This window comes from Companilactobacillus suantsaicola (genome assembly GCF_004745525.1).
In the GTDB taxonomy this organism is placed as follows: domain Bacteria; phylum Bacillota; class Bacilli; order Lactobacillales; family Lactobacillaceae; genus Companilactobacillus; species Companilactobacillus suantsaicola.
Genome location: NZ_RKLY01000004.1, coordinates 1 through 12566 on the forward strand (window position 1 = coordinate 1; position 12566 = coordinate 12566).

The 12566-nt window shown below is 36.1% G+C and carries 13 protein-coding genes; 7 read left to right on the plus strand and 6 right to left on the minus strand.

Going from position 1 to position 12566, the window contains the following annotated elements; genetic code table 11:
* Positions 1-159 precede the first annotated feature (159 nt).
* From EGT49_RS02230 to EGT49_RS02245, 4 genes are all read left to right on the plus strand, one after another.
* On the plus strand, positions 160-1692 hold the full coding sequence (locus tag EGT49_RS02230) for a MucBP domain-containing protein (protein ID WP_135371337.1): 1533 nt from the start codon (positions 160-162) through the stop codon (positions 1690-1692).
* Between the two features lie 487 nt (positions 1693-2179).
* Positions 2180-2794, plus strand: coding sequence for a PBECR4 domain-containing protein (locus EGT49_RS12395; RefSeq protein ID WP_246013778.1), 615 nt, complete (start codon positions 2180-2182; stop codon positions 2792-2794).
* A 69-nt stretch (positions 2795-2863) separates the two neighbouring features.
* A complete protein-coding gene (locus EGT49_RS02240; RefSeq protein WP_135371339.1) occupies positions 2864-3052 on the plus strand; it encodes a 2-hydroxymuconate tautomerase in 189 nt (62 codons plus the stop codon).
* A 33-nt stretch (positions 3053-3085) separates the two neighbouring features.
* Complete coding sequence (locus EGT49_RS02245) at positions 3086-4237, plus strand: DUF2075 domain-containing protein (RefSeq protein WP_135371340.1); 1152 nt, start codon at positions 3086-3088, stop codon at positions 4235-4237.
* Here the strand turns inward: EGT49_RS02245 and EGT49_RS02250 are convergent.
* Positions 4231-4416, minus strand: coding sequence for an LBP_cg2779 family protein (locus EGT49_RS02250; protein ID WP_135371341.1), 186 nt, complete (start codon positions 4414-4416; stop codon positions 4231-4233). The two genes, EGT49_RS02245 and EGT49_RS02250, sit on opposite strands and share 7 nt — an antisense overlap.
* A 35-nt stretch (positions 4417-4451) precedes the next feature.
* Positions 4452-5117 (minus strand): signal peptidase I, encoded by a 666-nt coding sequence (gene lepB, locus EGT49_RS02255; protein WP_135371342.1) that lies wholly within the window; start codon positions 5115-5117, stop codon positions 4452-4454.
* Between the two features lie 165 nt (positions 5118-5282).
* On the opposite strand from lepB, the gene EGT49_RS02260 reads away from it, so the two are divergent.
* From EGT49_RS02260 to EGT49_RS02270, 3 genes are read left to right on the plus strand one after another with little or no spacing between them, the layout of a single operon-like run.
* Positions 5283-6044 carry a hypothetical protein gene (locus EGT49_RS02260; RefSeq protein WP_135371343.1) on the plus strand — a complete coding sequence of 254 codons (762 nt, stop codon included), beginning with the start codon at positions 5283-5285 and terminating at the stop codon, positions 6042-6044.
* A gap of 55 nt (positions 6045-6099) precedes the next feature.
* Positions 6100-7074: a hypothetical protein gene (locus EGT49_RS02265; RefSeq protein ID WP_135371344.1), complete on the plus strand. Its 975-nt coding sequence runs from the start codon at positions 6100-6102 to the stop codon at positions 7072-7074.
* Positions 7075-7082: 8 nt separating this feature from the next.
* On the plus strand, positions 7083-8435 hold the full coding sequence (locus tag EGT49_RS02270) for an RsmF rRNA methyltransferase first C-terminal domain-containing protein (protein ID WP_135371345.1): 1353 nt from the start codon (positions 7083-7085) through the stop codon (positions 8433-8435).
* On the opposite strand, the gene fni is transcribed toward EGT49_RS02270, so the two are convergent.
* The 4 genes from fni to mvk are packed head-to-tail and all read right to left on the minus strand — an operon-like array spanning position 8424 to position 12482.
* Positions 8424-9473, minus strand: coding sequence for a type 2 isopentenyl-diphosphate Delta-isomerase (fni, locus tag EGT49_RS02275; protein ID WP_135371346.1), 1050 nt, complete (start codon positions 9471-9473; stop codon positions 8424-8426). The two genes, EGT49_RS02270 and fni, sit on opposite strands and share 12 nt — an antisense overlap.
* Complete coding sequence (locus tag EGT49_RS02280) at positions 9466-10545, minus strand: phosphomevalonate kinase (protein ID WP_167849723.1); 1080 nt, start codon at positions 10543-10545, stop codon at positions 9466-9468. The genes fni and EGT49_RS02280 overlap by 8 nt, the downstream gene beginning before the upstream one ends.
* A gap of 25 nt (positions 10546-10570) precedes the next feature.
* A complete protein-coding gene (mvaD, locus tag EGT49_RS02285) occupies positions 10571-11536 on the minus strand; it encodes a diphosphomevalonate decarboxylase (RefSeq protein ID WP_135371348.1) in 966 nt (321 codons plus the stop codon).
* The gene (mvk, locus tag EGT49_RS02290; RefSeq protein WP_135371349.1) at positions 11529-12482 is read right to left on the minus strand and encodes a mevalonate kinase; all 954 of its coding nucleotides are present in this window, start codon (positions 12480-12482) and stop codon (positions 11529-11531) included. Before mvk ends, mvaD begins: the two co-directional genes overlap by 8 nt.
* Positions 12483-12566 lie beyond the last annotated feature (84 nt).

Here is a 12566-nt window from a genome sequence, read left to right on the forward strand (position 1 = left end):
AAGCCTAAACCAACAATTATAGAAGAAAAAGCACTCGACTTTCTGGAAAGAAAGTCGGGTGTTTTTGCGTTCTGAAAGAAATCAGAAAATCAATACGGTCGGTTATTTACTGCTTACGCTACTAAGTCGGTAAAGGTATCTGAAGAGGGTTCAACAATTATGTTTACCTACACTAAGGATGCAGTAGCACCAAAGACAGCCACTGTTACAACTAAATTTGTGGATGAAAATGATAAAGAAATTGCTAAGTCAACTACAAGTGAGGCCAATATTGGTGATAGTTATCCCGCCAAGGCAATTGACGTCGACGGATATACGGTAAAAGGCGACGCTACCCAAAATGTAACTGTTGATGGTGATAAAACTGTAACATTTACGTATACAAAGGATGCACCAGTAGTAGAAAAGGCTAATGTAACAGTAAATTATGTTGATTCTAAAGGTAAAAAACTAAAAGAGTCTAAGACATTAACTGATAAAGAAGTAGGACAAGATGTAACTGAACCAGCCATTGCTATTGATGGATATACAGTAGACCAACAAGGTAAAACATTGACAGTTGCCAAAGATAACAATGTAATTACATTCACATATAGTAAGGATGTATCAGCTTCTATAGATACTACAGAAGTAGCCAACAAGATTATTTCTCTAGTAAATGAATATCGTCAACAAAATGGTCTAAATACTTTGAATACAGATGTAAACTTGACAGCAGGTGCTGTAGCTCGTGCTAATACAGAAGCGGATCACGTAAACTCAACTGGTAAAATGAACGCTGCTAACCATGATGAATTTATTGCTCAAACACAACCTGATTTAAATCGATACGATTCATCTGATATGGCTGAAAACTTAGCTATTAATGGTGGTTCAACAGCCGATGAACTAGCTAAAGCGCTAGTCGATCAATGGAAGGCATCACCTGACCATAATGCAACAATGTTAGATAAGTCTATGACAGACATTGGAGTGGGTGTAAAGCAACTTGACAGCGGTTCGTATGTAGCCATTCAAGATTTCGGTGGTAAACAAAATGAGTCTGCTTGTGATTCAACAAAAAATAATAGTGCATACATTGGTGATTTAGGTTACACCTACCAAGATTTATTGAATTCAGCGGCTCTTCAAACCGATGCGCCTGGTAGAGATACGCCGGTCGCTGAATTAGTGAAAAGTGATAGAACATACATCTCTAATAGGGTTTTCAAGAAAAAATCTGATGCTAATACTTGGCTAAGTACAAAACACAACGAAGGATCAATTTGGGATGAAGGTTATGGAAGTGGGTACTTCTTGGCTTACGATAATAATGGGAAGCCTATTGGATATGTACCTTATGTATTTTCACTAAGTAAACCTGCTTCAGAGCTAATAGCTGAAGGAAAAACAACTTGGACAACTGATTATGTGATTCCACAAGGACAAAAAACATCAATCAAGATCAATTATCTGCTTTCAACAAATGATAGGACAGGATTCATTTCATATGAATTCTTACCATCAAAAACTATTGAAGGACTTTCCGGAGATAAAGTTAAATTAACAGCCCCAGAAATTAGTGGATATAGACTTGATGAAAGGGCATTTGGAGATGGCAAAAATAATATAGAAGTTACTTTAGACAAGGATAACGATGATTATAATTTTGTATATATTTCAAATGATGTTCCAATTGTAAATTATGATTAAAGTCTATAATTTTTTATTCTTCTTAAAAAAATTCTTTGGCCGTATATTAATAGTGTATTAAATATTTGGTTGAAATTTGAAAAGTAAATGTTACTAGTTGACAATCAAAAACTTACTTGGATTTATTTGTTAGTTGCTCCTTGTAGTGTATTTCCAATATTTGAAATTGTATATTTCAAAAAGTTGAATTCTTGAAAGTGAATTCTTTTGACTGTATAATTAACGTGTATTAAAGATGTGGTAGGCATCTAAAAAATCAGATAAATTTTCATCTATTTAAATAGATGCAGTTCGCTGGGAACATTAAAATCAGATAAATTTTCACCTATCTATATGGTAAGTGCCGTTGGCTGACAACCTAAAAACCTACTTTTGCCACTAACTTCGCGTTAGTGGTTTTTTTATTTTTATGCTAAAATTCAATTAAAATAATGACAAAAAATAAAAAAGGTAGAACTATTAAAGGTGCGTTATTATTAATAATTCAATGACTGGCTATCATGTGTTAAGCACTAAGGATAGAATTAAATTCAATCAGAATTTCAATAAACTAAAGGAAATACAACTATACTTTGATAAGAATTTCAAAAATCGTAAATTCAGATATTTCTATCTTTCAAACAAAAAAATATCTTATATCGATTTCAAATTTAATATTGAAAATTATATGCATCTGTGTGGATTCAAATATCAAAAAGGTGCAAAAAAATTTTGGATGGATTTAAAAATTGGAAGAATTAATTTTAGAGAATTAAAAGTAAGAAATGATGGTACAGCTTGGCAAAAGATTGAAGTATTAAGTTTTTTGAAAATGTTGGATACATTAGAAATTGGGATCAGCGATAATCCGACTGGTACGCTCTATTTACAGTATGATTTATCAATTCTTTCTTTACATAAGAGGTTTTTTCAATTAATATTACTGCCAGATCGATTTTCCAAAGATGTTTATGTGCCGGTGTCGTTAAGAAATATTAGGAATGATAAACATTCGCAAATAGTTCCAAAAAGAGTTATATGTATCAAGTGTCTAACTGATAATGAAATTGTTGTTTGTGATAATCAGTATTTACAGGCAATAGATGCCATTGATAGTAAGTAAATTAACATTTAAAATCCCAACAAATTATGAGATAATTTAACCACGAATTACCAAAAAGGAGAAATAACTATGCCACTAGTACACATTGACCTAATTGAAGGTCGTAGTCCAGAACAACTTAAGGGTCTTGTAAAAGACGTTACTGAAGCTGTTACTAAGAATACTGGAGCACCTGCTGAACACGTTCACGTTGTTTTGAATGAAATGGCCAAGGACCATTATTCAGTTGGTGGAATTTTGAAGAGTGATGAAAAATAAAAAGCCGTAAGGCTTTTTTATTTTGGAGGTAATATGTTAACATCAGTTTTCCCAAATAAGGAACTTACAGCCGAACAACAGACTGTTTTTAAACAAATACTAGGATTTACTAAGGATGCTTTGAAAACCCAGCAGAAGTCCATTTTTCAATTAAATGGGGATGCTGGAACGGGGAAGAGTGTCATCCTGACGCAACTCTTTTTAAAATTGGAAAAGTTGGCTAAAGAAAATCAGACTCAGAATTACTTTTTGGTCAATCATCCCGAATTATTAAAAGTCTATCAAGAAAATACCGGTGAATTTGCTGAGTTGCGCAAAAATCGCTTCCTGCGCCCAACAACTTTTATCAACCGGGCCCACAAGACAGGGCAAAAAGCTGATGTTGTTGTGATAGATGAGGCTCATCTTTTGTTGAGTGAGAGTGATAATTACAATAATTTTCGCCAAAAAAATCAGTTACAAGAAATAATCAAATTGAGTACGGTGGTAATATTTGTTTTTGATTCACGCCAAGTTTTGAAACTGAAAAGTTATTGGTCCGAAAATTTGTTACAGAAAATTATTCCAGAAAAAATCAATTTTGCGTCTGCAACTTTAAAAACGCAAATGCGCATGCAAGCTCCAGCAAAGGTGCTTGATTGGATCGATGATTTGACTGACAAAAAACAATTGGATGAGATTCCCGAAGAAAATGACGATTTTTTGACGATGGATTCCAATTACGATTTTCGAATTTACGCTGATGCTGAAAAGATGTACCAAGCTTTGAAACAAAAGAATCAGCAAGTAAGTGAGTCACGAATCGTCGCCACCGCAGATTATCCGTCCACCTTGGATGGTAAAAAACACTTCATCAATGAGGGGAATTTTCATTTGCCCTGGGATCAATACAACTATTCTAAAACCACTTGGGCCCAAAAACCCGAAACAATCAATGAAGTTGGTTCGATCTATACAGTTCAAGGCTTTGATTTAAAATATGTAGCAATTATCATGGGACCCTCAGTCAAACTGGCAGATGATGGCAATATCCAGATTGATATCACGCAATATGAGGATCAGGAAGCATTTAAAAAACGTCACGATCAAGATTTAAAAAATATTGATCAAGTAAAAGAGCAGATAATCTTAAATTCAATGAATGTCTTATTAAAACGCGGGATAAAAGGATGTTTTTTTTATTGATGTAACTTGATATATTCTAAGATGGTTTTCTTTTCATCAGCGGTTGCGGCATATTCACCTGATTTTAAGTTGTGAACTCTTTCAACCGAAAGATGACTTTCAAAAGCAAATTGTGTATCATTCATATCCTTATCTTTTTCATACTGAATAATCATTTCAGCAATACTTGGTTTGTCCATGAAACTACCTCCAATAAGTTTGTCTAAACTTAAAACTAAAAGATTGTCCATCGAGTCAATGGCCAATAACGCCACTTAACTTCTCCAACGATGCTCTTCTTCTTAATGAAACCAATAATCCGACTATCTTTTGAAACTGTTCGATGGTCTCCTAAAACAAAGTAGGTCCCGGCTGGAACTTTATTAGTCTGTTCGACTTTCTTTAGATAAGATTCGCTGAATCTTTCTTTATATTCTGGCGAATTCTTGGCCAGCATACTTAAAGTGAAATCATACGTGTAACTGTAAGGTTTACCCGCATACAGACTAGTGTCAGGTTCTTTCTTTTTGGAACCAGCTTTGAGGAAGTCCTCTTTGTATAGTTTACCATTGATATACAATTTATTGTTCTTAGAAACGACAGTATCTCCTGGTAGACCGATAACCCGTTTGATATAGAAAGATCCCGGTTCATCAGGTGCCTTCAAAATGACGACATCCCCACGAGAAATCTTTGAATGTCTCGTTGCGATAACCTTATCTCCATCTTCAAAAGTTGGTTGCATTGATGGTCCAGATACTTGATCGTTAGCCAGAACAAACTTAAACCCTAAAAAGAAGACCGCATAGATTGCAACGGTCATTGCAATAGTTTGAAGCCAAAACTTCCAACCCGTTTCTTCTTCTTTTTGAGGCCGACGTCTTCTTTTATTTTCTGCCATGTTTCACCTCTTATATGTTCTACTTAAGATATTACACTTTTTCCAAATTATTGGAAATAAATGTACAGTTTTGGCGAAAAAACTTTAGAAAAAGATAATTTCTTTATGTTCTGAATCTAGTCTAGTAAACTGATTACATAATCTAACGCATAGTTAGGAGAAAAGATGAATTATATTGAAACTTTAAAAAATGATTTAGCAGTTTTACCAAACGGTAATACGTTCAATTTAAAAGTCAAACTGATCGAGCGAATAATTGCTAGTTTAGAAAATAAACAATTACCTAAGTATCATTTTCCCAAATTACAGTTAAGCGAGTCAGAAATAACTTCGTTTATGCAAAAAAATATGTTTTTATCGGCTCCCGAATTTGAAAAAATGTCTACTGATTTAGAAAAGTTCGATCACGATTTAGGTGAATTGCGAACGTATCTACAACAAGAATTTGGATATTGGGCAACTATTACTCAAGATTTTGTCGAACAAATAACGATTGATTTTCCAAATCAGAGTTTCTTAGAACTGATGGCAGGAAATGGCTTTTTGTCTAAAGGCTTGCGAGATCTAGGCGTAAAGACTTATTGTACCGACGATTTGAGTTGGTCTAAGCATGATCAAACTGGCAATAAGCTTCTGACAGAGGTTGAATCATTAGATGCTATTTCAGCGCTAGCGAAATACGGTAATAAAGTCGATGACGTGATTGTCGCTTGGAGTCCTGACCGTGAAGAAATTGACGTCCAAATTTTACAAAAAATGAGAAAATTGGATGCTAATTTTTTGCTGATTGGAGAATTTGACGGTGCGACAGACAGTCAAGAATTTTGGAATCAAGCCAAATTAGTAACCGATTCACGCATCAAACAGATCAATCGCGTCTATTCACGCTATGATTTGGTTCATGATCAATTATACTTGGTTAAATAATTAGCCGTTTAGTGTAAAATAGGATACCAGTAAGACAAATTAATAGGTGAGATTTATGAAAAAAGTAATATCAAGTATTGTTATTTTTTTGATTGTCCTGTTGACCGGAGTCGCTATCTCTAAAAGCGATTCGATCAAGTATAACAATACGATGAATCGACTAGGGATGAGTGACCAAGCCCTAGTTTTGAAAACTAAATCGAAGAAGAATTTGAAGACAGTCGTCACGCAATTAAGTGAGACTAAGAAGTTATCATCGTATCAATTGATCTTTTTTGAGAAGAGTAATAGTGATCTGGGTTATATTTACAGTCACAAAAAATTTACCAAATTACCAATCACTAGTGGTCGGTATTTCTCAGAAGATGATTTTATTTCCCAAATTCCTTTTGCTATCCAAGGCAAAAATTCGCAATTACAATCCTATAAACCACAAGGACAGGCCTATATTGACCTTGATGATCGCTATATTTCGGTGATTGGGAATGTTGGTTTTGACGGAGCTGATATTTTGAATAGTCAAACATTAGTTTCACTTTCACCAAATCAGCCTAAATCCAAGTACCATTTGAATGAAGTTACGACGGTTTTGGATGGTAATGCGTTGAGCAATAAGGATACTTTGACTAAAATTAAAAAAATTATGAAGGTTAAATCGACTCATAAATATGTGCCACAAACGGATGATTTTACGAATGTTGAAACGACCAACAATGGTGAAATGTATCTTGTCGGAATTGTCTTCTTGTTTGTTTTGATTTTAATCGTTGATTTCTATATTTTAGTGCCACTGAAATATGACTTATCGCGCTCACATTTAACTGGTGATTTAAAAAACAATTATCGAAATGGATTGATGGTTCGTTACTTAATTTATACATTGATACCATTTCTGGCGGGATATTTTGCAGTTAATTGGAAGATTGCAATTATTAGTCAAAATACGTTCAATATGTTTATTTTAGTGTCAGTATTGATTACTATTTTAGTCGGTATGTCACAAATTATTTTTGTAAAAAAGACGGAGTGAGTTATTAAATGAGGGTTGAATTAAGCTCAGATTTTCAAAAAAAGTATCAAAAATTATTGGGGGACCGCTCTCAAGCTTTGTTTGCGGCGATTCAAACAGATAGTCAGGAAGCTTTTCGGTTGAACCCGTTGAAACCTAATTATCAAAATGTTTCGTATTCTTTGGCTAAACCGATCGAGTATAGTCCGATAGGTTATTTTGGTGAAATCAACGGTAATTCGATCGACCATTTGTCTGGCTATGTCTACAGCCAAGAACCTAGTGCAATGTATGTGACTGAAATTCTAGATCCTAAAGAAAATGAAAGAATTTTAGATCTCTGTGCTGCTCCGGGTTCAAAAACTACCTATATTGCCTCAAAAATGGCCTCACAGGGACTTTTAGTAAGTAATGAGATAAATACTAAGCGAGCTAAGGTATTGTCTTCTAATATTGAAAGAATGGGTATTAGTAATACTGTGGTGACGAATAACTCACCAAAAGACTTTGAAAAGAAATTTGACAACTTTTTCGATAAAATTTTAGTTGATGCGCCATGTTCCGGCGAAGGGATGTTTCGAAAAGATCCTGAATCCGTAAAGTATTGGTCATTAGACTATGTAGATCAGTGTGCTAATCGTCAGCAGCATATTTTGGATTCAGCATATAAGCTCTTGAGTCCTGGTGGAACGTTGGTTTATTCAACTTGTACTTTCTCACCAGAAGAAAACGAGCAAAATGTCGACTGGTTCTTGAAGAAATATCCGGACATGCATCTTGAACCTGTTAAGAAATATCAAGGTATGGAAGATGGTCGTCCAGCATGGGGCAATGGAAATCCCGAGTTAACTAAAGCATTAAGAATGTTTCCCGATAAATTCAATGGCGAAGGTCATTTTATGTGTAAGCTAGTTAAAGATGGTGAAATTGAAGAGACTCGCGAAAGAATGATCAACAATGGTGTCAAAAAAGATGACGTAAAATTTGTTGAGAAGTTCGCCAAAGCTAATTTGAATGGTTTGGCTGAAACTAGCTGGTTAAAGATCAGTGATTTCTTGTACCAGGCAGCTAGTCTGGATAATCGTTTCAAAGGATTGCATATCTTGCGTAACGGCTTGAAGCTGGGTGAATTCAAAAAAAATAGGTTCGAGCCCGATATCGCGTGGATATTAGCACTCAAACCTGATGATTTAAAAACTGTTTTTGAATTAAATGCCGAGCAATTTGAAAAATATTTGCACGGTGAATCGATTATCTTAGAGCAGCGACCTAGTTTTGACAACAAGTGGATTGGTTTATCCTATCAAGGTAAACTCTTTAGTTGGGGTCGCTACAGTAATCAACAAATAAAAAACGTCTATCCAAAGGGATTAAGACGGTAAAATAATATGGCGCTGTTTAGCGTAATTGACTAAGTTCTCATCGAATAGGATGGGAGCTTTTTTTATATCTTGAATTGACTTGGCACCGATTGCGGCCATGATCAACTTCAATTGTTTTACGAATTCAGTAAAGAAAATCTCTGTCTCACTGAGTGAATACTTTTGTAGATGATGCAAAACTAAACCGGACATCCCCACGGCACTAGCTCCTAAACGGATAGCTTTGATGACATCCATTGGTGTTCTAACTCCGCCAGAAGCAAAGATAGTCATTTTTTCTTGGTAGGGGATTGATTCAAGCAATGATTCAACGGTTGAAAGCGAAAATTGGTCTAAATAAGTTAAGTCCAATTCATGATTACGCGAACTTTCAATTTGAGCAAAGTCAGTGCCACCAAAACCAGAAATATCAACGTATTTAACACCAATTTTGTACAAGTCTTCTAAGTTATTGCGTGACAGGCCGAAACCAACTTCTTTGACGATCACTGGAACGGTTAACTTGGCAACAATTTGCTTAATATTATCTAACCAAAAGAATTCTTGATCACCTTCTGGCATGGCTAACTCTTGAATGGCATTCAAGTGAATCTGTAAAGCGTTGGCCGACAAAGCATCAACGGCTTGTTGAGCTTGTGAGGCATTCGCTTTAGCGGAAACGTTAGCAATTACGAATCCATCGGGATCATTTTCACGTAATGTTGTAAAAGAAGCTTTAGTTTCGGGTAGACGCAAAAAAACACCCATCGAACCACTGGAGACGGGAATATCAAGCTTATGAGCCAACTTTGCCAACTCAGTGTTGAATTTAGTTGATTGTTTAGAACCGCCAGTAATAGCATTGAAGTAAATTGGCAAAGACATTTTTTGATTGATGAATTGAGTCGAAAGATCAATATTGTTAAAACTCAATTCTGGTAGGGCATTGTGTAATAAACGAACACTGTCAAAGTCAGCGTATGACTCATCAGTGAAGTATTTTTCAGCTAAGAAAAGATGTTCAACTTTACGTTGAATTTGGGCATCTTGTTTAGGCATGGGCAATTATTTCTCCGATTTTTAATGTAAGGGGAGTGATTCCAACTTTTTGCCATTCCTTTTTTAATTCAGCAACATTTAAGTTCTTATCACTCAAGACGATTCCACAGTCGCCACCGCCAGCACCAGATGTTTTCGCAGAACCACCTAGGTTTTCGGCAATGTCACAAAGTTTAGTTAACAATTCAGTTTCGATGTGAACATCACTGAAGTCAGCTAAATCGTCGAGTAACTGACGGTATTTACTGAACATTTGCTTGATCAGTGCGGAATCGTTGTTTCTAAAGCCGTCAATCAATTTTTCGACGTTTTTACGACTAGCTTGCAAGAAATGTTGATACTTTTTAACTTTTTGTGCCTTAGTTAAGGCAATCCGATCCACCAAAATGGAAGTTGAAGCAGGAGATCCTGTCCAACCAACGGTAAGTTCTAAATCATCAGGTAGATTCAAACTTTCAATCTTTAATTCGGGCCAATCGAGTGCTAGGATTTCAGAAATACTGTGATTACGAATCATATTGAAAATCCAGTTACGGTCGGGCGAATAGTAAGCTACAATGCCACCAAAGGCACTTGCGGCAATATCACCGAGGCTACCATTTCCTTGAACGGATAAATGGGAAATCGCTGAAATTTTATAAATATCCATCGCTGAAAGATTTAGATGGTAAAAATCGCCTAGAGTTTTTACTACTGCCACAGTCACAGCTGCCGATGAGCCAAGACCATATTTTTTACCATCTTGAGAATCTAATTCACTCGTAACGAGCAAGTCGTAGTAATCTAGTTTGATACCACGTTCAAGCGCATATTTTTCAGTGAATTTGATTGCAGCCAAGATGTATTGTAATTGACTTTCAGAGTCATCAAAGACTAGTTCAGTTCCTTGACGGTTCCAATGAATCAGTTCTTTATTTAAGTTTTTAGATTGAATCGTACCACCATTAGTCGATCTGCTGACCGTAACTGTCACGTATTTATTAACGGAAGTTAAAACGGCAGGAAAGCCAGTCTCAACAACGGCGTACTCTCCAGCTAAATATAGTTTCCCAGGTGCTTTTCCTGTAGACAAAAATATCATACCTTTCAAATTTGAATCAGATGTATTGGATGCCACTACCGATATTAGCAACAACGCAAGTTACATTAGAAATAGTTTCTTCAATGTATTTTTGAACTGTTTTGATCGAGTTCTTCGTACATATAATTTTAACGTTTGGACCGGCATCAATTGTAGCATACGCAAGGATGCCTTTTTGACGTAATTGTTGAATTATTTGAAGAATTCTTAAAGTTTCGGGAGCGAAATACGTGAAGGGTGGATTAGCTGAAAGCGTTAAAGCATGCATGCTCATCGCATTGTGTTCGGAAATCTCACCGATTTTGGCAACATCTTTTTTAGCAATCGCTTGCTTAATTTCTTTTATCTCTGAAGCCACCAGTGTAACCCAATTTGAATAAAAAGGGGAGCTTTTTACACTATTTTCCATTCCAACTGTCGAAGAAATTTTCTTTTGCTGCGAATTGATCACGACTGAAAGAATCGCAATGTCGATGTCTGGAGTTTCATCAATCGGTTCAGCGTAAGAGCTTTCATTGTCAGTACCAGCATTCCATTCGACAAAGCCTCCATAAATCGATCGACTAGCTGATCCTGAGCCGTTACGAGCTAAAATCGACAAATGACGACGATCAAGTTGTAAATTTTTACTGGAATTGATGGCAGCGGCTAGGGCGGCAAAACCGGACGCTGACGAGGCAAAACCGGCTGAAGTTGGCACATGGTTGATTGAATCGATACGAAAATGTTCGTTAAATGAATAAAATTGTCTAATCGTATTCAAATAGTTGACGATTCTTTTACTTTGAGTATGCGTTAACAAGGTGTTATTCAAATAAATAACATCTTCATCACTATCGATGATAGTTGCCTTAGTATCAGTGTAGAAACGATCAAGGGTTAATGACAAACTGTTAGTGTAGGGGAGTTTTAAGGCTTTATCCTTTTTGCCCCAGTATTTAATTAAAGCGATGTTAGTGTACGCACGAGCCGTTTTAGTCAAAGTTTTCATCCTCTCCATAGATTGATAAAGGTTGGATCCAAGTTTGTTCTGCACCATTTTTGATGAGTGCTTTTTGAATCATTTGAGCATTAGTCAAATTACGAGCCAAACTGATGACACAACCACCGCGGCCACCACCGGTGATCTTACTACCAAGGGCACCAGCGTGGTTGGCTGCCTCAATCAGTTGATCAGTTTTAGGGATGGCGAGATTCAATTTAGTTAAAGCTTCATTGGCAAGCGTGAAGACTATTCCGAGTTGCTTGAGATTTCCTTTGACCAAATAATCACTGGCTTGACTGGCATAGTCGCCTAATTGTTTCAAATAGGCACCAATTTTTTGTGGATCGTTGTCGTACATTTGACGAACATCGGCGACCGTTTCTTTGGTGCGTCCTTTTACGCCTGAATCAGCTATGATAATGAAGCCATCCGAGTTAAAATTAAAGTGTTTTGGTGCTTCAGTTTTACTGAACTTGATGGGGTCATCTGAACTGACGGTTTGAGCGTCCAAACCACTAGCTTTACCGTGAGTAACGGTTTCTGACTGATTGACGTAATCTAATAACAGTTCATGTGTCAAATCGTCTTGGAAGAAGTCAAAAAAGGCTCGAGTAATTGCACAAGCGATGGCAGCTGATGAACCCATTCCGCGTTCAATTGGCAGACCACTGTCGATATTGATTACGTAATTTACTTTATCGGCATTTAATTTTGTATCGAGCAGATTGACTAAGAATTTAACGCCTGACAATGAATCAGGGATTTGTTCGATTTTTCCAGCATAGTACTTGGAAATCAAAGAGTTCTCTTGATTAGTTTGTTTCATTTTGACGATCACGGGCGTACTAAGTAAAGGGATAGCAAATGCCGGGTAGCCATAAACTACCGCATGTTCTCCCATAATAATAGTCTTCCCATGACTTTTTCCTATTCCTCTAAGCACATGCTCACCTCAGTTTCTCTAAAACTTCATTTTATACATCTATTGCTGTAATTTCCACTTTATAACGACCAACTATGATAAAAT

Coding starts and splice junctions, on each gene's coding strand:
- EGT49_RS12395 (WP_246013778.1), top strand. CDS start 2,180: ATGACTGGCTATCATGTGTTAAGCACTAAGGATAGAATTAAATTCAAT.
- lepB (WP_135371342.1), bottom strand. CDS start 5,117: ATGGCAGAAAATAAAAGAAGACGTCGGCCTCAAAAAGAAGAAGAAACG.
- EGT49_RS02260 (WP_135371343.1), top strand. CDS start 5,283: ATGAATTATATTGAAACTTTAAAAAATGATTTAGCAGTTTTACCAAAC.
- fni (WP_135371346.1), bottom strand. CDS start 9,473: ATGCCTAAACAAGATGCCCAAATTCAACGTAAAGTTGAACATCTTTTC.
- EGT49_RS02270 (WP_135371345.1), top strand. CDS start 7,083: ATGAGGGTTGAATTAAGCTCAGATTTTCAAAAAAAGTATCAAAAATTA.
- EGT49_RS02250 (WP_135371341.1), bottom strand. CDS start 4,416: ATGGACAAACCAAGTATTGCTGAAATGATTATTCAGTATGAAAAAGAT.
- EGT49_RS02245 (WP_135371340.1), top strand. CDS start 3,086: ATGTTAACATCAGTTTTCCCAAATAAGGAACTTACAGCCGAACAACAG.
- EGT49_RS02230 (WP_135371337.1), top strand. CDS start 160: ATGTTTACCTACACTAAGGATGCAGTAGCACCAAAGACAGCCACTGTT.
- EGT49_RS02240 (WP_135371339.1), top strand. CDS start 2,864: ATGCCACTAGTACACATTGACCTAATTGAAGGTCGTAGTCCAGAACAA.
- EGT49_RS02265 (WP_135371344.1), top strand. CDS start 6,100: ATGAAAAAAGTAATATCAAGTATTGTTATTTTTTTGATTGTCCTGTTG.